At 73.5% G+C, this 19781-nt stretch carries 16 protein-coding genes; 11 read left to right on the forward strand and 5 right to left on the reverse strand.

Going from position 1 to position 19781, the window contains the following annotated elements; translation table 11 throughout:
• Positions 1-31 precede the first annotated feature (31 nt).
• The 11 genes from AB0L74_RS14420 to AB0L74_RS14470 all read left to right on the forward strand — a co-directional run bounded on the left by AB0L74_RS14420 (position 32) and on the right by AB0L74_RS14470 (position 14908).
• Entirely contained in the window at positions 32-1240 is a 1209-nt protein-coding gene (locus AB0L74_RS14420) for an ROK family transcriptional regulator (RefSeq protein ID WP_365650457.1), read from the forward strand.
• Between the two features lie 284 nt (positions 1241-1524).
• The gene (locus AB0L74_RS14425) at positions 1525-2538 is read left to right on the forward strand and encodes an acetamidase/formamidase family protein (RefSeq protein WP_365650460.1); all 1014 of its coding nucleotides are present in this window, start codon (positions 1525-1527) and stop codon (positions 2536-2538) included.
• A gap of 176 nt (positions 2539-2714) precedes the next feature.
• Complete coding sequence (locus AB0L74_RS14430; RefSeq protein ID WP_365650463.1) at positions 2715-3317, forward strand: N-acetylmuramoyl-L-alanine amidase; 603 nt, start codon at positions 2715-2717, stop codon at positions 3315-3317.
• Positions 3318-3595: 278 nt separating this feature from the next.
• Positions 3596-4621: a LacI family DNA-binding transcriptional regulator gene (locus AB0L74_RS14435; RefSeq protein WP_365650466.1), complete on the forward strand. Its 1026-nt coding sequence runs from the start codon at positions 3596-3598 to the stop codon at positions 4619-4621.
• A 416-nt stretch (positions 4622-5037) separates the two neighbouring features.
• Positions 5038-7440 (forward strand): glycoside hydrolase family 9 protein, encoded by a 2403-nt coding sequence (locus AB0L74_RS14440; RefSeq protein WP_365650469.1) that lies wholly within the window; start codon positions 5038-5040, stop codon positions 7438-7440.
• 325 nt (positions 7441-7765) lie between these two features.
• Positions 7766-8893 carry a cellulose binding domain-containing protein gene (locus AB0L74_RS14445; RefSeq protein ID WP_365650471.1) on the forward strand — a complete coding sequence of 376 codons (1128 nt, stop codon included), beginning with the start codon at positions 7766-7768 and terminating at the stop codon, positions 8891-8893.
• A 133-nt stretch (positions 8894-9026) separates the two neighbouring features.
• Positions 9027-11240 (forward strand): glycoside hydrolase family 3 N-terminal domain-containing protein, encoded by a 2214-nt coding sequence (locus tag AB0L74_RS14450; protein ID WP_365650473.1) that lies wholly within the window; start codon positions 9027-9029, stop codon positions 11238-11240.
• 51 nt (positions 11241-11291) lie between these two features.
• Complete coding sequence (locus tag AB0L74_RS14455; protein WP_365650476.1) at positions 11292-11492, forward strand: hypothetical protein; 201 nt, start codon at positions 11292-11294, stop codon at positions 11490-11492.
• A 329-nt stretch (positions 11493-11821) separates the two neighbouring features.
• Positions 11822-12907, forward strand: a complete 1086-nt coding sequence (locus AB0L74_RS14460) for a lytic polysaccharide monooxygenase (RefSeq protein WP_365650678.1) — start codon at positions 11822-11824, stop codon at positions 12905-12907.
• Positions 12908-13076: 169 nt separating this feature from the next.
• Positions 13077-13466, forward strand: coding sequence for a luciferase family protein (locus AB0L74_RS14465; RefSeq protein ID WP_365650479.1), 390 nt, complete (start codon positions 13077-13079; stop codon positions 13464-13466).
• A gap of 200 nt (positions 13467-13666) precedes the next feature.
• A complete protein-coding gene (locus tag AB0L74_RS14470) occupies positions 13667-14908 on the forward strand; it encodes a phosphodiester glycosidase family protein (protein WP_365650482.1) in 1242 nt (413 codons plus the stop codon).
• A gap of 2 nt (positions 14909-14910) precedes the next feature.
• Here the strand turns inward: AB0L74_RS14470 and AB0L74_RS14475 are convergent, their stop codons facing one another.
• The 5 genes from AB0L74_RS14475 to AB0L74_RS14495 all read right to left on the reverse strand — a co-directional run bounded on the left by AB0L74_RS14475 (position 14911) and on the right by AB0L74_RS14495 (position 19532).
• Positions 14911-15105, reverse strand: a complete 195-nt coding sequence (locus AB0L74_RS14475; protein ID WP_365650485.1) for a hypothetical protein — start codon at positions 15103-15105, stop codon at positions 14911-14913.
• Between the two features lie 133 nt (positions 15106-15238).
• Positions 15239-16099: a phosphatidylinositol-specific phospholipase C/glycerophosphodiester phosphodiesterase family protein gene (locus tag AB0L74_RS14480; RefSeq protein WP_365650488.1), complete on the reverse strand. Its 861-nt coding sequence runs from the start codon at positions 16097-16099 to the stop codon at positions 15239-15241.
• A gap of 186 nt (positions 16100-16285) precedes the next feature.
• Positions 16286-17368 (reverse strand): acyl-CoA dehydrogenase family protein, encoded by a 1083-nt coding sequence (locus AB0L74_RS14485; protein WP_365650491.1) that lies wholly within the window; start codon positions 17366-17368, stop codon positions 16286-16288.
• A complete protein-coding gene (locus AB0L74_RS14490; protein ID WP_365650494.1) occupies positions 17365-18558 on the reverse strand; it encodes an acyl-CoA dehydrogenase family protein in 1194 nt (397 codons plus the stop codon). Before AB0L74_RS14490 ends, AB0L74_RS14485 begins: the two co-directional genes overlap by 4 nt.
• Complete coding sequence (locus tag AB0L74_RS14495; protein WP_365650497.1) at positions 18555-19532, reverse strand: NADPH:quinone oxidoreductase family protein; 978 nt, start codon at positions 19530-19532, stop codon at positions 18555-18557. Before AB0L74_RS14495 ends, AB0L74_RS14490 begins: the two co-directional genes overlap by 4 nt.
• Positions 19533-19781: the final 249 nt, after the last annotated feature.

Consider the following 19781-nt stretch of genomic DNA (forward strand, 5'->3'; position numbering starts at 1 on the left):
AGACGGCACCGACCGAGGACTGACGCCAGGCATGACCGCACCCCCGCACGAGGCACACCCGGCCGGCCCCGGACGCGCGCTGCCGGACACCCAGCAGGGCATGCGCCGCCGCAACCTCGCCCGGGTCATGCACGCCGTCAGCGCCGAGGGTCCCCTGTCCCGGGCGGCCGTCGCCTCACGGATCGGCCTCACCCGGGCGGCGGTGTCCACCCTGGTGGACGAGCTGATCCGCACGGGTCTGCTGGAGGAACTGGGCCCCGAGCGTCCCGGGCGGGTGGGCCGGCCGGGATCGGCGCTCGCCGTCAGCGCACGCGGCCCCGCGGGTCTCGGCGCCGAGGTAGGCGTCGACCACCTGGCGGTCTGCGCGGTCGACCTGCGCGGCCGGGTACGCGCGCGGGCCGTGCGGTACGGCACCCACCGCGGCCGTTCGCCGGAACCGGTGATCGAGCGGCTCGCCGCACTGGTGCGGCGGGTCGTCGCCGAGGCGGAGGGAGAGGGCCTGTGGCCGGCGGGGCTCGCCGTGGCGGTGCCGGGCCTGGTGGCCCGGGACGCCCGGACCGTCGTGCGCGCCCCGAACCTCGACTGGCACGACGCGGACCTCAGTACCCTGCTGCCCGCGGACATACCGCTGACGGTGGACAACGAAGCCAACTTCGGCGCCCTCGCGGAACTCTGGCTCGGCGAGGGCGCGCCGCGGGACTTCCTGCACGTGTCAGCCGAGATCGGCATCGGCGCCGCCGTGGTCGTCGACGGGCTCCTGCTGCGCGGAGCCCGCGGCTTCGCGGGCGAGCTGGGGCATGTGCCGGTGTGGCCCGACGGTCCCGAATGCCCCTGCGGGGGGCGTGGCTGCCTGGAGCAGTACGCCGGTGAGAAGGCGGTGCTGCGCGCGGCCGGCCTGGAGCCGGGCGAGGACCGGGTCGGCCTGCTCGCCCAGCGGGCGGAAGAGGGCGACGAGGAGGTACGGCGCGCCCTGCGCGCGGCGGGGACGGCACTCGGCATCGCCCTGACGGGAGCCGTCAACCTGCTCGACCCGGAGACCGTGGTCCTGGGCGGCGCGCTGGCCGGGCTCGCTCCCTGGCTGCTGCCCTCCCTCCGGGACGAACTGGCCCGGCGCACGGCCGGCCCGGCCTGCCCCGTGTCGGTGTCGGCACTCGGACCCGAGGGGCCGTTGCTGGGCGCCGCCCACTCGGTGGTGCGGGCGGTGCTGGACGATCCGGCGGCGGTGGCGGAACGCGGCTGAGCCGGACTTCGTTCGGCCCGCGCCTCGGGAACCCGGCGTGGGCAGCCCGGACCGCGGCGGCTCACCACCGCCCGGGAACCCGGCGTCGGCAGCCCGGACCGCGGCGGCTCACCCCGCCTCTCCTCACCCGACCGAGTGAGCGAGTTGTCCACAGTTCCCCGGCCGTCCACGGATCCGGGCCGCCTCCTTCTGCCCGACCGACGGTCGCCGTAACGTGATCCGCGAGAACGCACCGGCGACGGCCTGCCCCCGCCGGCCCTTCGTCAGAACGGAGCCGTGCAGCGATGAGTGCCCCCCGCATCCTGACCGTACGTCCCGGACCGGACGACTACGCCTGGACGTTCGGCGGAGCCCCGCCCGTCGCGCGCATCGCCCCCGGCACGGTCCTGGACGTGTATACCGAGGACTGCTTCGCCGGCCGGGTGCGGTCCGAGAAGGATCTGGTGTCCGAGGTCTGCGAGTTCCCGTTCCTCAACCCCCAGACCGGTCCCTTCCACGTGGAGGGCGCGGAGCCGGGGGACACCGTCGCCGTGCACTTCGTGTCGATCGAGCCGGCCCGGGACTGGGCCGCGTCGACCACGGTCCCCCTGTTCGGCGCGCTCACCTCGACCCCCACCACGGCCACGCTCCAGCCGCCGCTGCCCGAGAGGGTCTGGATCTGGCAGCTGGACCGGGCCCGGCGTACGGCGATGTTCCGGGCGCGGGACAGCGACATCGAGGTGGAGCTGCCCCTGGACCCCATGCACGGCACGGTGGGGGTGGCCCCCGCCAACCTGGAGGTGCGCTCGGCCCTGGTGCCCGACGCGCACGGCGGCAACATGGACACGCCCGAGATGCGGGCCGGCGTCACCTGCTATCTCGGGGTCAACGTCGAGGGCGCGCTGCTCAGCCTCGGCGACGGGCACGCCCGGCAGGGCGAGGGAGAGACCTGCGGGGTCGCCGTGGAGTGCGCGATGAACACGGTGGTGATCGTCGAGTTGCTGAAGGGTCTCGCCACGCCCTGGCCCCGCATCGAGTCCGACACCCACATCATCTCGACCGGTTCGGCACGCCCGCTGGAGGACGCCTTCCGCATATCCCAGCTTGACCTGGTGCGGTGGCTGGTACGCGACTACGGATTCAGCGAGCTGGACGCGTACCAGTTCGCGACCCAGACCGTCGAATCCCCGCTGGCCAACGTCTGCGACACCAACTACACCTGCGTGGCCAAACTCCGCAAGCAGTGGCTGCCCGCCCGCGAGACGCACCGCGGGATGCACGCGCGGCTGCGCGAGCTGGCGGCCACGCTGCGGAGCTGAACTCCTCCCCGCCACCGGCGGTGCGCGCGCCCCCGACGAGCGCCGGCCACCGGCTGCCGCACGCGGACACGCACCCGGTCCGGGTCCCGCACCCGCACCCGCACCCGCACCCGCACCCGCATCACCCAGAGGCACCGGTTAACCCACCCACCCCACGACCAGCGAAAGGCGATCGCATGGACCGGACACCACCGCTGCCCGGCAGGCGGCGGCTCCTGATGGGAGCCGCGCTCGCCACCATCCCCTACGCCTTACTCTCCGGCCCGCGGGCCGGCGCGAGGCCCCAGGCCGTCGATCATCCGGGCGCCGAGTGGCAGCCGGCGAGCCCCTCCAACTACACGGCGGCGAACCGCCCCACGAGCCACCGCCTCGACTACGTCGTCATCCACGTCACGCAGGAGACCTACGCCGACACCCTGGCCATCTTCCGCGACCCGCAGCGGAGAGTGTCCGCGCACTACGTCGTCCGGTCCGCCGACGGGCACATCGCGCAGTGCGTCCGCGAGGCGGACATCGCCTGGCACGCGGGAAACTGGGACTACAACACACGCAGCATCGGGATCGAACACGAAGGCTGGGTGGACCGCCCGGCGTACCTCACCAACGCCCTCTACGAGCAGTCGGCCCGGCTCACCGCGGCGGTCTGCGCCACGTACGGCATTCCCAAGGACCGGGCGCACATCATCGGGCACCACGAGGTGCCGGGCAGCGACCACACGGACCCCGGCCCGTACTGGGACTGGACCCGGTACATCAGACTCGTCAACCTGCTCTCCTGACCCCGGCGCCGCGCGCGGAGGCTTCCGCGTCACCGCCGCGGCCCCGTCAGTGACCACGACCGGTGCCAACCCACCACCGCCTATGAACGGGGAACGCGGCCCACGGGCGCGGCACGGCGACGCGTTCGTACCCCCCCGTTCCTGGACAGCACACCTAGCAGGCGAGGGCGATGACCGGACACCTGGCTCATTGGGGCGCCTTCGGCCGAAAGGTCCGCGGATCGTAGGATCGGGTGATCTCGTAGGGGGACTCGTGGGGGAGGTTGGGGGAGGTCGTCATGGGCAGCAGACAGCGCCCCGGCACACCGACACTGGAGGAGGTCGCCGCCCTCGCCGGTGTGGGGCGCGGGACGGTCTCGCGTGTCATCAACAACGCGGCGGGGGTCAGGGACTCCACACGCCGTGCCGTACAGCGTGCCATCGCGGAGCTGGGGTACGTACCCAACCTCGCGGCCCGCTCCCTGGCCGGGCGGCGCGCGGACGCCGTGGCGCTGGTCATGACGGAGCCGGACTGGCGGAAGTTCAGTGATCCGTTCTTCGCGGAGGCCATCCGCGCCGTCGGTGACGCGCTGGCCGACACCAAGGTGCAGTTGCTGCTCACTCTGGTCCGCACCGACGCGGACCGGCGGCGCTTCGTGGAGTACGCGCGGGGCGGCCGGGTCGACGGGGTGCTGCTGATGTCCGTGCACGCCGAGGACGCGCTGCCCGACATGCTCGCCGACGCCGGCCTGCCCACCGTGATGCTGGGGCGGCGCTCGGTCGACGAGACCGTCACCTACGTGGACGCGGACAACGCCGGCGGCGCTCGCAGCGCGGTCGCGCACCTGCTGAGCCGTGGTCGAGGCGCGATCGCGACGATCACCGGGCCGCTCGACATGTACGTCGCCCAGTGCCGGTTGCGCGGCTACCGCGAGGCCCTGGAAAGGGCGGGGGTCGAGATCAAGCCGACTTGGGTCGTGGAAGGCGACTTCACCGAGGAGAGCGGGCACCGCGCGATGGCCGAGATCATCGAGCGGGCCCCGGAGATCGACGCCGTCCTCGCCGCGTCGGACTCCATGGCCGCCGGAGCGCTGAACGTCCTGCACGCGACGGGACGCCGGGTGCCGGAGGACGTGGCGGTGATCGGGTTCGACGACTTCATGCGGGCCCGGCATACGGAGCCCAAGTTGACGACGGTCCGCCAGCCGCTGGAGGAGATCGGCCGGACCATGGTGCGACTACTCCTGGAGGAGATGGAGGACTCGGCGGTGGCGTGGCGGCACGTCATCCTCCGTACGGAACTGGTGCTCCGGGACTCGGCCTGAGCCGCCCTCCGGTCCGGTCCTCCGTCCCACAGCCCCACGCTTCCGTCTCCCCCCTTGACACGCCCGGCGTCTGCTGGCTTCATGGCGAAAAAGAGATGGGAGCGCTCCCACACCCCGTCACTCCTCCAACGCGCCCCACCAGCGCACCGCTAACTACCGCAGCGCGCCGCTGAAACGCACTGTCACGCACAACGCCTCCCACCCATCCCCGCTCCCCCTCACGCCCGCGCCCCGCGCCCCACACGGCGCAGCCGCCCGACGGGCCCCACACCGCGACACGGCACCGCCCCGGCACGGCGCGGCACACCACCGCCCCGGCGCGCCCCGGCACCACCCGCCCCGCCCCCGCACCGCGCCCCCGGCACGGCACCGCACACCCCGTTCCTCCCGACACCCGTACGGAAAGGACGATTCCGTTGCGCCCGCACCTGTTCGGCTCACCCCGCCCGCTTCCGTTCCGTCACCTCAGACGGAACGACCCGCTGTCGCGCGCCGCCCCACGCCGCGGAGCGGGCGCCGCGCTCGCCGCCACCCTGACGGCCGGCCTGCTGCTGCCGCTCGCCACCGCCTCCTCCTCGGCCGCCGCCCCCGCGTTCGATTACGGCGAGGCGTTGCAGAAGTCCCTGTTCTTCTACGAGGCCCAGCAGTCGGGCGGCCTGCCGGACACCAACCGGGTGGGCTGGCGCGGCGATTCCGCGCTGGACGACGGCAAGGACGTGGGCCTGGATCTCACCGGCGGCTGGTACGACGCCGGTGACCACGTCAAGTTCGGCCTGCCGATGGCGTATTCGGCGACGGTCCTGGCCTGGGGCGGTCTGGAGGAACGGGCCGCCTACACCTCCGCCGGCCAGTGGACGTACCTGAAGAACAACCTGAGGTTCGTCAGCGACTACTTCGTCAAGGCGCACCCCGCGCCCAACGTCCTGTACGGCCAGGTCGGTCACGGCGGCAAGGACCACGCCTGGTGGGGCCCGGCCGAGGTGATGTCCATGGAGCGGCCCGCCTACAAGATCGACGCCTCCTGTCCGGGCTCGGATCTCGCCGGGCAGACCGCCGCGGCCCTGGCCGCCTCCTCCATGGTGTTCGCCGACAGCGACGCCGCCTACGCCGGCACGCTGCTCACGCACGCCCAGCAGTTGTACGGCTTCGCGGACGCCTACCGGGGCAAGTACAGCGACTGCATCACCGACGCCAAGAGCTACTACAACTCCTGGAGCGGCTACCAGGACGAGCTGGTGTGGGGCGCGATCTGGCTGTACAAGGCGACCGGCGACGCGGCCTACCTGGCGAAGGCGGAGAGCTACTATGACCGGTTGTCCACCGAGCCGCAGACCTCCACCCGCTCCTACCGCTGGACCCTGTCCTGGGACGACACCTCCTACGGCGCCTACGTGCTGCTGGCCCAGCTGACCGGCAAGCAGAGGTACATCGACGACGCCAACCGCTGGCTGGACTGGTGGACCGTCGGCGTGAACGGCAGCCGTGTGCGCTACTCCCCCGGCGGCCAGGCGGTTCTCGACAGCTGGGGCTCGCTGCGCTATGCCGCCAACACCGCGTTCGCGGCGCTCGTCTACTCGGACTGGCTCACCGGGGACCCGGAACGCAAGTCGCGCTACCACGACTTCGCGGTCCGGCAGATCGACTACGCGCTCGGCGACAACCCGCGCGAGTCGAGCTACGTCGTCGGGTTCGGCGCCAACCCGCCGGCCAAGCCCCACCATCGCACCGCGCACGGCTCCTGGACCGACCAGATCACCAGCCCGGCCGAGAGCCGTCACACCCTCTACGGCGCACTCGTCGGCGGCCCCAGCGCGCCGGACGACAGTTACACCGACGACCGGCAGAACTACGTGAACAACGAGGTCGCCACCGACTACAACGCGGCCTTCAGCGGCGCGCTGGCCCGTCTGTACGCCGAGTACGGCGGCACACCCCTGGCCTCCTTTCCCGAGGCCGAGCGGCCCGACAGGCCGGAGATCTCCGTACAGGCCGCGGTGAACGCCTCCGGAAGCGCCTTCACGGAGGTCAAGGCCTATCTCGTCAACCGGTCCGCCTGGCCGGCCCGGGCCCTGACCGGCGCCTCCCTCCGGTACTACTTCACACTGGAACCCGGGGTGAGCCCGGACCAGATCAGCGTCACCACCCACTACAACCAGTGCGGCGAGGCGTCCGGACCCACCCGGCTCGCGGGCGACGTCTACTACGTCACCGTCGACTGCTCGGACACCGTGATCGCGCCCGCCGGCCAGTCCGCGTACCGCAAGGAGGTGCAGTTCCGGATCAGTTCCACGGGCGCCTGGGACCCGGCCGACGACTGGTCCTACGAGGGTGTCGCGACCACTCCGGGCAGCACACCGGTGAACGCCTCGCACATCGTCCTGCTGGAGGGAACCGAGCGGCAGTGGGGCACCCCGCCGGACGGCACCGCACCGGACCCGGACCCGGCACCGACCGGGACGCCCACGCCCACGCCCGCTCCGACACCCACGCCCACGCCTGGCCCCGCCGGATCCTGCGCCGTGACCTACACCGTGACGTCCTCCTGGAACGGCGGATTCACCGCCGACGTCCGGGTCCGGAACACCGGGGCGACGGCCGTGAACGGATGGCGGCTCGGCTTCTCGTTCAAGGGCGCCGAGAAGGTGACCGGCGCCTGGAACGCGACGGTCACCCAGTCCGGCACCGCGGTCACCGCGACCGACGCGGGCCACAATGCGGCCGTCCCGGCGGGCGGTACGGCGGGCTTCGGCTTCCAGGCGAGCGGTGCCTCCGCGGGCGTTCCCCCGGCCTTCACCCTCAACGGCCGCACCTGCGCCTGAGGACGGGCGCGCAGGGCCCGGCGCCCCCACCGTCCGGGGGACGCCGGGCGGCCCCTCGGCGGGTGCGCGCCCGGCCGCCGGAAGCGTCCGAAAATTTCGGGAGCGTTCCCAAAGCCAGTCCCCTCTCCTCGATCATCCCTTGTGACCTGCGCATTCGAAATTGATTCGACGGTTTCGTGTCCGCAGTCTTGTCAGGAACATGTGCCACTTCTACAGTCCCGTCCGTAGCAGTTATTGGGAGCGCTCCCATCCGTGGGGAGATGGGAGCGCTCCCATCCCCAGGCCTTCCCCGGACTCCCCCGTCCCCTCGCAGAAAGGCCCCCCCATGAGAGCGTCCCCGGCCCCCGCCCGCTCATCGCGCGCCTTACTGGGCGTGCTCCTCACGGCCCTCACGGTCGTCGGCACGCTGCTGACCGCCACGGCGCCGGCGCAAGCCGACACCACGATCTGCGAACAGTTCGGTTCCACCACGATCCAGGGGCGCTACGTCGTCCAGAACAACCGCTGGGGCACCAGCGCCACCCAGTGCGTGACCGCCACGGACACCGGCTTCCGGGTCACCCAGGCCGACGGCTCGGTGCCGACCAACGGGGCGCCGAAGTCGTACCCGTCGGTCTTCAACGGCTGCCACTACACCAACTGCTCGCCGGGGACGAACCTCCCCGCGCAGCTCAGCACCATCTCCAGTGCGCCCAGCAGCATCTCCTACGGCTACGTCAACGACGCCGTGTACAACGCGTCGTACGACATCTGGCTGGACCCGACGCCCCGCACCGACGGCGTCAACCGCACCGAGATCATGATCTGGTTCAACAAGGTGGGCCCGATCCAGCCGATCGGTTCGCCGGTCGGCACGGCCAGTGTGGGCGGGCGCACCTGGGAGGTGTGGTCGGGCAGCAACGGCTCCAACGACGTGCTGTCCTTCGTCGCCCCGTCGGCGATCGGCAGCTGGAGCTTCGACGTCATGGACTTCGTCCGGGCGACCGTGGCCCGCGGGATGGCCCAGAACAACTGGTACCTGACGAGCGTCCAGGCCGGTTTCGAGCCCTGGCAGAACGGCGCGGGCCTCGCGGTGAACTCCTTCTCCTCGACCGTCAACACCGGCGGCGGTACCCCGGGCGGCCCCGGCACTCCGGCGGCGTGCAAGGTCGCGTACGCCACGAACGTCTGGACAGGCGGGTTCACCGCGAACGTCACCGTCACCAACACCGGCTCCTCCGTCGTGGACGGCTGGAAACTCGCCTTCACGCTGCCCTCCGGGCAGCGCATCACCAACTCCTGGAACGCCTCCGTCTCCCCGTCGTCGGGCGCCGTCACGGCGAGCGGCTCGGGCCACACCGCGCAGATCGCGCCGGGCGGCAGCCAGACGTTCGGGTTCCAGGGGAGCTACAGCGGCACCTTCGCGAAGCCGAACGGGTTCAGCCTGAACGGCACCGCCTGCACCGCGGCCTGACGCGGTGACCCGGCCGGCGGACCGTGCGCCCGCCGCGTCCCACCCGCTCCGGGGCTCGCTCTTCCCTCCCTGCGCCGACAGGGCGAGCCCCGGAACTCCCCACGTACGGACCGTCCCGGAAAGGCCCGTCCGCATGAGCCGCTCACCCCTCCCGCGCCGCCCGGCGCTCGTCGCCGCGCTGTGCGCCGTGGCTCTGTCCCTGACGGGGCAGGCCGCCGCCGGCCCGCCCGCCGGATCGGTCTCGGAACCGGTCTCCGCCACCGCCGCCCTGCCCTACCAGGATCCGTCCCTGCCGGTGGCCGACCGCGTCGCCGACCTGCTGTCCCGGATGACCGTGGACGACAAGATCGGCCAGATGACGCAGATCGAGAAGGACGCGCTGGTCCCGCGGTCCGATCTGGCGACGTACCGCATCGGCTCGGTGCTCTCCGGCGGCGACTCGACCGTCAGCCCGAACAACGCGCAGACCTGGGCCGACACCTACGACTCCCTCCAGCGCACCGCCCTCGGGACCCCGCTGGGCATCCCGATGATCTACGGCATCGACGCCGTCCACGGCCACAACGCGGTGCGCGGCGCGACGATCTTCCCGCACAACATCGGTCTGGGCGCCACCCGGGACCCCGCCCTCGTGCAGCGCGTCGGGCGGGCGGTGGCCGCGGAGGTGGCCGGCACCGGCATCGACTGGTCCTTCGCGCCCTGTCTGTGCGTGGCGCGCAACGACCGGTGGGGCCGGACGTACGAGTCGTTCGGCGAGACCCCCGAGGTGCCCAGCGCGATGACGACGTTCGTCACCGGCATGCAGGGCGAGGCCCTGGGCTCCGGCCCGGCCTCCGTGCTCGCCACCGCCAAGCACTACCTCGGCGACGGCGGCACCACCGGCGGTGTCGACCAGGGCGACACCCAGCTGTCCGAGGCCGAACTGCGCGCGGTCCATCTGCCGCCGTTCAAGGAGGCGGTGCGGCGCGGCGTGGGCTCGGTGATGCTGTCGTACAGCAGCTGGAACGGCGTGAAGTCGCACGCCCACTCGTACCTGGTCACCGACGTCCTCAAGGGCGAGCTGGGCTTCAGCGGATTCGTCGTCTCGGACTGGGCGGCCGTCGACCAGCTCGACGGCCAAAGCGGCTTCACCGCCGCCGAGATCACCAGGGCCGTCAACGCCGGCGTCGACATGGTGATGGTCCCGCACGACTACAAGAGGTTCCTGAGCCTGCTGCGCGGCGAGGTGAGCGCCGGACGGATCCCGATGGCGCGCGTCGACGACGCCAACCGCCGCATCCTCACCAAGAAGTTCCAGCTCGGGCTGTTCGAACGGCCCTACACCGACCGCTCCCTGACCCCGGGCGTCGGCTCGGCGCAGCACCGGGCGCTGGCCCGGGAGGCCGTGCGCGAGTCGCAGGTGCTGCTGAAGAACGACGGCGGCGTGCTGCCGCTGGCGAAGAACGCCAGGCTGTTCGTGGCCGGCAAGTCCGCCGACGACATCGGCAACCAGAGCGGCGGCTGGACGGTGGGCTGGCAGGGCCGCAGCGGCGCCGTCACCGAAGGCACCACGATCCTCCAGGGCATCCGGGCCGCCGTCACCGATCCCTCCCGGGTCACCTACGACCGCTACGGCAACGGCGTCGACGGCGGTTACACGGCGGCCGTGGCCGTCGTCGGCGAGACGCCGTACGCCGAGATGCGCGGCGACCGGCCCGGCGGGATGGGCCTGGACCAGGAGGACCTGCAGACCCTCGCCAAGCTGGAGGCGAGCGGGGTGCCCGTCGTCGTGGTCCTGGTCTCCGGCCGGCCGCTGGACATCGCCGACCGGCTGCCCGCCTGGAAGGCGCTGCTGGCCGCCTGGCTGCCGGGCACCGAGGGAGGCGGCGTCTCCGACGTGCTGTTCGGCGACCACGCCCCGACCGGCAAGCTGCCCATGACGTGGATGCGCAGTGCCTCCCAGCAGCCCATCAACGACGGCGACGGCAAGACGCCGCTGTTCCCGTACGGCCACGGGCTCACCTATGACACCGGTACCGGCCCCGGGCCGGACCCGGAGCCCACCCCCGTCCCCACGGCGTGCACGGCCCAGTTCCGCCTCACCTCCTCCTGGTCGGGCGGCTACCAGGCGGAGATGACCGTCAAGAACACCGGGACCGCCCCGCTGACCGGATGGTCGGTCACCTGGGATCTGGGCGGAGCCACCGTCACCAGCCTCTGGAACGGCTCGCTGACCGTCTCGCAGGGCCGGGCCACCGTCCGCGACACCGCGCACAACGGCGCCCTGTCCCCCGGCGCCACCACCTCGTTCGGCTTCACCGCGAGCGGCACCGCGGGCGCGCCCGCCCCGCGGTGCGCCGGCTCCTGACCGCACGACCGCACCGCCCGCACCGCCCGACCGTACCTCCGAGGAGAGACGATGACCGACCGGACCGGACCCGCCGGCGCTCCGCCGCTCAGCCCGCGTCGCCGGCGACGCTCGGCGGCGCTGGCCACCGTCCTGACCACCCTGCTGCTGGGTCTGGCCGGCCAGCTCGCCGGACAGCCCGCCGCCGCGGCGCCGGACGCCGGAAACCCGCTCACCGGCGCCCGGACGACCGGGGACGCACCGCCCGCCTGATCGCTCTCCCTCCCCGACCCCGCACCCCCGCACCCCCGTCCCCACCCAACCCGGTCCCACCCAGCCCCGTCCCCGCCCCTGCCCTTGCCCCGCTCCCCACTCGCCCGCCGCACCCTCTCCCCCTGTCTCCCCCGCCCGTCCGGTCGGAGCACGTCCCCGGACGGGCGGGGGCTCCAGCAGATCCCCGCCCCGTGACCGTCACGGCCCTCTCGTCCATACCCGGCACCACAGGAGACACCGGAGGCACAGCGATGACACAAGCGATACAAGAGACACCGGCAGGGAGGGAACCGCGCCGCGTCCGAGTGCGGCACGGCAAGCTGCTCTCCCTGCTGGCGGTCCTGGCCACCCTGCTCGGCGGGCTCGGCCTGTCCGTGCTCGGGCAGGGCAGCGCACAGGCCCACGGCGTGGCGATGATGCCCGGCTCGCGTACCTACCTGTGCCAGCTGGACGCGATCTCCGGCACCGGCGCGCTGAACCCGACCAACCCCGCGTGCAAGGACGCGCTGAGCAAGAGCGGCTCGACGGCCCTGTACAACTGGTTCGCCGTGCTCGACTCGAACGCGGGCGGGCGCGGCGCGGGTTACGTCCCGGACGGCAAGCTGTGCAGCGCCGGTGACCGGTCGCCGTACGACTTCTCCGCCTACAACGCCGCGCGCGCCGACTGGCCCCGGACGCATCTGACGTCGGGGGCGACGATCAAGGTCCAGTACAGCAACTGGGCCGCTCACCCGGGTGACTTCCGGGTGTACGTCACCAAGCCCGGCTGGTCGCCCACCTCCGCGCTGGGCTGGGGCGACCTGGAGCTGATCCAGACCGTCACCAACCCGCCGCAGCAGGGCGGGGCGGGAACCAACGGCGGCCACTACTACTGGGACCTCAAGCTGCCCTCGGGCCGCTCCGGTGACGCGCTGATCTTCATGCAGTGGGTGCGGTCGGACAGCCAGGAGAACTTCTTCTCCTGCTCCGACATCGTCTTCGACGGCGGCAACGGCGAGGTGACCGGCATCCGCGGTTCGGGCGGTGGCACGCCGACTCCCACCCCGTCCACCACCGCGACCCCCGCCCCCACGCCGACGCCGAGCACCTCGCAGCCCCCGCACACCGGTTCCTGCATGGCCGTCTACAAGATCGTGAGCGCCTGGAACGGCGGCTTCCAGGGCGAGGTCGAGGTGATGAACCACGCGACGCAGCCGCTCAGCGGATGGGGCGTGCAGTGGAAGCCCGGCGCGGGCACCCGGATCAACAGCGTGTGGAACGGCTCGCTGACGACCGGCTCCGACGGCACGGTGACGGTCAGGAACGTGGACCACAACCGTGTCATCCAAGCCGACGGCACGGTGACGTTCGGGTTCACCGCCACGTCCACGGGCAACAACCTGCCGATCGGCACGATCGGCTGCGTGAACCCCTGACCTGCTGATCATCCGCCGCGGGCACCCCGTCGCCGGGTGACCTGAAGCGCCGCGCGGCCCTCCGCGCGGCGCTTCCCGCCGTCCGGGCCCGGAACTCCGGTCGCTCACGTACTGGTTACAAAACGCTCAACCTCTGGTTGCGGGGCGGTGATCGCGCGACGATGGGCCCATGACTCTGGCCCAGCGTGCCCTGGAGCGACTGGAAGCCTGGCCCGACCTGTCCTCGGGTCCGGCCAGTTGCGGTACCGGGCGGGCGCTCCGCTCCGTCCGGGACGAGATAGTCCACTTCCACTCCGACCGGGATGTGGACCTGCACCTCACCCGCCGGGCCATCCAGCGCTTCCAGTACGACCTCGAAGGCTCCAGTGCGATCCATCTGGTCCCCGGCTCTCGCTGGGTGACCGTGCACCTCGACTGCGAGGCGGACATCGACCTGCTGCTGAGCCTGGTGAGCATCGCCCTGAAGGCACTTCAGACACGGCCCTCCGCCGAAGCGCCGGGCGGCTGCAACTACCACCGGGTCGCGGTGCTTCCACGCGACGGCGCCGGCACCGGCTGAGCCGCGCGGGGGCCGGCGGTGACCCGCGCCGGGAACACCGCCGGCCGCCTTCGGCCGTTCGCGGCAGCCTGCCCGCACCCGCACGGGGCGCGTTTTCCCGCCGTTCTCGCGCCGTCGGTGCGACAGACGCCCCGCGCGCCCTCACTCTCTGGTGCACTTCCTCCAACGGGCCGGACTTGACGAGGAATCAGGGGGTCGGCGTGGCATGTCACCGTAAGCGGGTGCGGGCGGGCGGCAGACCGGTACTGGCGGTTCTCACGGCACTCGGCGCACTGGCGGGCGCGGCCCTCACGGGGGCGGCACCGGCCGGCGCCGCGCAGAAGGCCGCCGTGATCGCGCCCGGCGTCACCTACGAGGAGTTCGACCTCCCCGGGGCCAAGGGCGTGACCCACGCCCACGTGCTCCGCGTCGACCTGCGCGACCCGCGCGTCCGCCTCGGACTGCTCCACCCGGGCGCGGTGGCCGCCCGCGCGCCCCTCTCCCGGCTGGCCGACGCGCAGGGCGCCGTCGCGGGCGTCAACGGCGACTTCTTCAACATCACCGAGACCCAGCATCCGGGCGTCGAGGCGACCGGCGCGAGCGTGGGACCGGCGATCGCGGGCGGACGGGCACTGAAGGCGGCGGTGCCGGACGGACAGCGATTCGGGCCCGCGCTGCCCCCCGGGACGTCCACCGAGGACGTCTTCGGGGTGGGGGCGGACCGGCGGGCCCGGCTGGACGGGCTGGCCCTCGACGGATCGGTGCGCACGCGGCGGGGGCGGCTGCCGCTCGGCGGGCTCAACCAGTACGCGCTGCCGGTCGGCTCGGTCGGCGCCTTCACCAGCGACTGGGGCGGCGCCTCCCGGGTGCGGGCCACCTGCGGCACGGACACCGACCGAGCGGCGCCGTGCAGCACGGACGCCCACGAGGTGACGGTCCGCGACGGCCGGGTGGTCTCCGCGTCCGCGACGCCCGGCGGCGGGCCGATCGCCCCGGGCACGACCGTGCTGGTCGGCCGGGAGGCGGGAGCGCGGCAGCTGCGGAAGCTGTCGGCCGGCGAGCCGGTCCTGGTGCGGCACCGGCTGGTGGCGTCCGGGTCCCGGGTGCCGTACCGCTTCGCGCTCGGCGGCTACCCGGTGCTCGCGGACGGCCGGCCGCTGCCGGGACTCGACGACCGCACCGCGGCCGTACGCACCGCCGTGGGCATCGCGGACGGCGGGCGACGGGTGCTGCTGCTGGCCCTGGACGGGGCGCCCGCGTACCGGACCGGCCTGACCGTCGCCGAAGTGGCCGAGACCCTGCGCGGGCTGGGCGCGGCCGACGCCTTCAGCCTGGACGGCGGCGGTTCGACGACCCTGGTCGCCCGCGCGCCGGGCGCGACCGGTGCCGCGGTGCGCAACCACCCGAGCGGCGGCGCCGAGCGGGCGGTGCCGAACGGCATCGGGGTCTTCTCGGCGCCCTGACGTCAGGGCCTGAGGCTGCCCACGATGTCCGCCGTGGCCGTGAGGCCGTCCTGGATGGTCGGGGCGAGGCTCGTGCCGGCGAGGTAGAAGCCCAGCATCAGGCAGACCAGCGCGTGCGAGATTTTCAGCCCGCCGTTGCGCACGAAGATCACCGCCAGGATCGAGAGCAACAGCACCACCGAGATGGAAACGGCCATCGTCAACCTCCTCCGCCACGTCCGATTCACGGCATTCGGCCGCAAGTGTGGCGTAGCGGAGGGTTCGTCCGGGCGGCTGTGCTGTCCTCCGAACGTGTGGTGTCCGGTGCCGTCCCGCCCCGTTCGGCCCCGTTCAGCCCTGCCGGGCGTCCAGGAACGCCTCCAGACCCGCGAGGTCGTCGGTGTTGAGGTGGTCGACGCCGGCGGCGAGCAGTTCGGCCCACAGGGCGTCCCGGGCGGGTCCGGGCGTGTCGGGGGTGGCCCAGAAGCGCACCCTCTGCCCGCGCGTGTGCGCCGCGCGGACCAGGGTGCGCAGCTTCTCCCGCTCGGCGTCCGGGAAGGCGCCCACGCCCCGCCAGGTGAAGTGCAGGTTCCAGTTGTCGCTGATCAGCGGGGCGAAGGAGGCCGGTGCCGGGCCGCCGAGGTCGGCGAGCCGCCCGTCGTAGAAGGCCCGCCGCACGGTCTGGGCCTCCATCGGCGCGCGGGCGGCCCGGTCGCCGGAGACCACGGCGGTGACCGGGCCGGGGCGGACGCGGCCGTGGGCGTACGTCGTGAACAGGTGCCGGTAGCGGCTCAGCTCGCGGTCGAGTTCGCGGTAGGCCGACGCGCCCTCGGTCTTGATGTCGACGAGGAGTTGCAGCGAGCCCCGGTGACCGCGGTAGACCCGGCCGTGGTGGGTCCGCACGCGCGCGGCGAGCGGGTCGAGGTAGAGGGAGGCGAGGGTGCGGGCCGGGTCGAGGTCCTCGGGGTCGTGGGCGACGAGGAGCCGGCCGCCGACGAGGTGGATGTCGGCCTCGACGCTGCCGAAGCGGTGGTCGAGGGCGTCGAGGAGGGGACGGGGGTGCTCGTAGTCGTTGTGGGCGTGGGCGCGCCACAGCGGGCGCGGCCGGTGCGGGTGTTCACCGGCGAGGGCGGTGGCGGCGGGCAGGGCGACCGAGCCCGCGAGGGCGGCGCCGAGGGTGGTGAGGGCTCTGCGACGGGTGGTGAGGGCCATGCTCTGCCTCCCTGGAGTTGCCGTGATGGACCCCTGCGAGTATGCGGGTCCCGCGGCGTCAGCGAGCGGAATCATGCGGGGAGTTGGCCGGACCGCCGCCGTGTGTTCACTTCGCCCGGCGGGCGGCGCGCGCGAACGCCCGCCCCCTCGGGGGCGGGCGTTCGCGGCGCTTGGCGCAGGGGTGCGTCAGGGGGCCTGGAGGTCGACGAGACCGGCCAGCGCTCCCCGGTGGGCGCCCGCGGTGCCGTACGCGATCGAGTCGGCCTTGGCCCGCTTCAGGTACAGATGGACCGGGTGTTCCCAGGTCATGCCGATGCCGCCGTGCAGTTGCAGCGCCTCCTCGGCGGCGTGGACGGCGACGGGGGCCGCGTACGCCTGGGCGACGGCGACGGCCACGTCGGCGTCCCGTCCCGTCGCGAGCGCGTCCGCGGCGTTGCGGGCGGCGGCGCGCAGGTGGGCGACCTCCAGCCACAGCTGGGCGAGCCGGTGCTTGAGCGCCTGGAAGCCGCCGACGGGCCGGTTGAACTGCGTGCGCTCCTTCAGGTAGCGCACGGTCTCCGACAACGTCCAGCCGGCGAGACCGAGTTGCTCGGAGGCGAGCAGCCCGGCCCCGGCGCGCAGGGCGCGGCGTACGGCGGGGGCGGCGTCACCGAGCCGTCGTGCGGGCACCCCGTCGAGGGTGACCGTGGCCAGGGGGCGGGTCAGGTCCAGGGACACCCGCGGCGTGACGGTCGCCGCGCCGGCCTCGACCGCGTACAGCCCGCCGTCGTCCGCGGGCACGAGCAGGACGTCGGCGACGGCGGCGTCCGCGATGCCGGGCAGCTCGCCGCGCAGGGTCCCGTTCTCGATCCGTGCGGTGGTGTGGCCGGCGCCCGGGGCGGTGTGCAGCCCGACGGCGAGGGCGCCGATCCGGCGTCCGCCGGCCAGTTCGGCGAGCAGGTCGGCGGCGTCACAGGCCAGCAGCGCCTCGGTGGCCACGACCGCGCTGGTGAGATACGGCACGGGCGCCACGGCCCGGCCCAGTTCCTCCAGGACGACGGCGGCCTCGCGGTGGGTGGCGCCCTGGCCGCCGTGTTCCTCGGGCACCAGGAGTCCGGCCAGGCCCATGCCCTCGGTGAGGGACTTCCACAGGGACAGGTCGTGCGGGGCGTCCGACTCGCCGCGCGTGATCACGCCGGCCGCGTCGCAGTGGTCGGTGAGCAGGTCCCGGACGGCGGCGCGGACCGCCTCTTCCTCCTCGGAGTAGAGCAGATCGCTCGGTGCGCTCATCGGGCCAGGTCCTTCCATGCGACGTCCTTGTCGGTGCGCGGCTCGGGGGGCAGGCCGAGGACGCGCTCGGCGACGATGTTCAGCAGGATCTCGCTGGTCCCGCCCTCGATGCTGTTGCCCTTGGCGCGCAGGTAGCGGTACCCGGCGTCGCGGCCGGTGAAGTCCACCAGTTCCGGGCGGCGCATGGTCCAGTCGCCGTACAGCAGGCCCTCGGCGCCGAGGAGTTCCACCTCCAGGCCGCTGATCTCCTGGTTGAGGCGGGCGAAGGCCAGCTTCATGCCGGCGCCCTCGGGGCCGGGCTGGCCGGCGACCAGCTGCTGGCGCAGCCGCTCGCCGGTCAGGCGGGCGACCTCGGCCTCCACCCACAGCGTCAGCAGCCGCTGGTGCAGGTCGTGGGTGCGCAGCTCGGGGCGTTCGCGCCAGGTCTTCGCCACCGGGCCGATCATGCCGCCCTCGCGGGGCAGCCGGGCGCCGCCGATGGCGACACGCTCGTTGTTCAGTGTGGTCTGGGCGACCCGCCAGCCGTCGCCGACCTCGCCCAGGCGCCGGGTGTCGGGGATGCGGACGCCGGTGAGGAAGACCTCGTTGAACTCGGCCTCGCCGGTGATCTGGCGCAGCGGCCGGACCTCGACGCCGGGGTCGGTCATGTCGCAGACGAAGTAGGTGATGCCCCGGTGCTTGGGCACGTCCGGGTCGGTGCGGGCGATGAGGATGGCCCAGCGGGCGAGGTGGGCGCTGGAGGTCCACACCTTCTGCCCGTTCACGACCCACTCGTCGCCCTCGCGGACGGCCCGGGTGCCGAGCGCGGCCAGGTCGGATCCGGCGCCGGGCTCGCTGAAGAGCTGGCACCAGACCTCCTCGCCGGTCCACAGCGGGCGCAGGAACCGCCGCTTCTGTTCCTCCGTGCCGTACTGGAGGATCGTGGGCGCGGCCATGCCGAGGCCGATGCCGATGCGGCGCGGGTCGTTGTCGGGGGCGCCCGCGGCGGCCAGCTCGGCGTCCACCACCGCCTGGAGGGAGCGGGGGGCGCCCAGGCCGCCGAGGCCCTCGGGATAGTGCACCCAGGCCAGTCCGGCGTCGAAGCGGGCCCTGAGGAAGTCCAGGCGGTCGGTGGTGGCGGGCGGGTGCGTCGCCAGCAGTTCCCGTGTGCGGCGGCGCAGTCCGGCTGCGTCGGTGCGGCTGTCCGTCATGCGGCGGCTCCGTTCTCCCGTGCCGGTACCACGACCACGCGGCCCGTGGTGGCCCCGTCGGCGACACGCTGTACGGCGGCCGCGGCCCCGCTCAGCGGCACGCGCTCGCTCACCAGCGGCTTGATCGCGCCGCGGGCGGCCAGCTCGGTGAGCTGCTCGTGGCAGTGCTGGACCAGCTTGGGGTTCTTGGTGTTGTACAGGCCCCAGTGCAGCCCGAGGATCGCGTAGTTCTTCACCAGGGCGTGGTTGAGCGCGGGGCTGGGGATCGTGCCGCTGGCGAAGCCGACGACGACGATCCGGCCCTCGAAGGCGACCGTCTTGGCGGACTGCGCGTAGGCGGCGCCGCCCACGGGGTCGTAGATCACGTCGGCGCCCCGCCCGCCGGTGGCCTCCTTCACGGCGGCGATGACGTCCTCGCCGTGCCGGTCGATCACCACGTCGCAGCCCAGCTCGCGGGCGACGGCGGCCTTCCCGGCGCCGCCCACGACGCCGATGACGCGGGCGCCCGCCGCCTTGCCGAGCTGCACGGCCGCGCTGCCGACCCCGCCCGCCGCGGCGTGCACGAGCAGGGTCTCCCCGGCCTCCAGCCGGGCCCGGCGGTGCAGGCCGAACCAGCCCGTCTGGTAGCCGATGTGCAGGGCGGCGGCCTCGGCGTCGTCCAGGGCGTCCGGCGCGGGCAGCAGGGCGGCGGCGTCCGCGACGGCGTACTCGGCGAAGCCGCCGTGGGGCAGCGCGGGGTTGGCGAGGACCCGGCGCCCGTCCTCGGTCTCCCCGCAGATCTCCACGCCCGGCGTGAAGGGCAGCGGCGGACGGACCTGGTACTGGCCCCGGCACAGCAGGGCGTCCGGGAAGTTGACGTTCGCGGCCCGGACCCTCAGCAGCACCTGGCCGTCGCCGGGCACCGGCGGCGCCGTGTCCACCTGGCGCATCACCTCGCCCGGTTCACCGTTCTCGTGCACCTGCCATGCCTGCATGCGGGCCCTCCACGCGACTGTCCGACCGGGGTCCACCGCATACTAAGCGGTTGCTTGCCCGCAGGGAACACCCGCGCGGGAACCGGCGCGGGAACCGGCGCGGGAACCGCGGGCGACCGGCGCGGGGACCGAGCGAACCCGGCGCGGGAACCGCGGGCGACCGGCGCGGGGACCGAGCGAACCCGGCGCGGGAACCGAGGAAGCCCGGCGCGGAGCCGGGGCGGCCGGCCCCGAGAGCGCGCCCGGACC

Origin of the sequence: Streptomyces sp. NPDC052020, from assembly GCF_040680575.1 — a bacterium.
Lineage (GTDB): Bacteria > Actinomycetota > Actinomycetes > Streptomycetales > Streptomycetaceae > Streptomyces.

Excerpts from the sequence above, each read along its gene's own strand:
- AB0L74_RS14475 (WP_365650485.1), bottom strand. The coding sequence starts at position 15,105 with ATGGCCGTTTCCATCTCGGTGGTGCTGTTGCTCTCGATCCTGGCGGTG.
- AB0L74_RS14445 (WP_365650471.1), top strand. The coding sequence starts at position 7,766 with ATGAGAGCGTCCCCGGCCCCCGCCCGCTCATCGCGCGCCTTACTGGGC.
- AB0L74_RS14420 (WP_365650457.1), top strand. The coding sequence starts at position 32 with ATGACCGCACCCCCGCACGAGGCACACCCGGCCGGCCCCGGACGCGCG.
- AB0L74_RS14425 (WP_365650460.1), top strand. The coding sequence starts at position 1,525 with ATGAGTGCCCCCCGCATCCTGACCGTACGTCCCGGACCGGACGACTAC.
- AB0L74_RS14480 (WP_365650488.1), bottom strand. The coding sequence starts at position 16,099 with ATGGCCCTCACCACCCGTCGCAGAGCCCTCACCACCCTCGGCGCCGCC.
- AB0L74_RS14450 (WP_365650473.1), top strand. The coding sequence starts at position 9,027 with ATGAGCCGCTCACCCCTCCCGCGCCGCCCGGCGCTCGTCGCCGCGCTG.
- AB0L74_RS14435 (WP_365650466.1), top strand. The coding sequence starts at position 3,596 with ATGGGCAGCAGACAGCGCCCCGGCACACCGACACTGGAGGAGGTCGCC.
- AB0L74_RS14455 (WP_365650476.1), top strand. The coding sequence starts at position 11,292 with ATGACCGACCGGACCGGACCCGCCGGCGCTCCGCCGCTCAGCCCGCGT.
- AB0L74_RS14430 (WP_365650463.1), top strand. The coding sequence starts at position 2,715 with ATGGACCGGACACCACCGCTGCCCGGCAGGCGGCGGCTCCTGATGGGA.
- AB0L74_RS14490 (WP_365650494.1), bottom strand. The coding sequence starts at position 18,558 with ATGACGGACAGCCGCACCGACGCAGCCGGACTGCGCCGCCGCACACGG.
- AB0L74_RS14465 (WP_365650479.1), top strand. The coding sequence starts at position 13,077 with ATGACTCTGGCCCAGCGTGCCCTGGAGCGACTGGAAGCCTGGCCCGAC.
- AB0L74_RS14495 (WP_365650497.1), bottom strand. The coding sequence starts at position 19,532 with ATGCAGGCATGGCAGGTGCACGAGAACGGTGAACCGGGCGAGGTGATG.
- AB0L74_RS14485 (WP_365650491.1), bottom strand. The coding sequence starts at position 17,368 with ATGAGCGCACCGAGCGATCTGCTCTACTCCGAGGAGGAAGAGGCGGTC.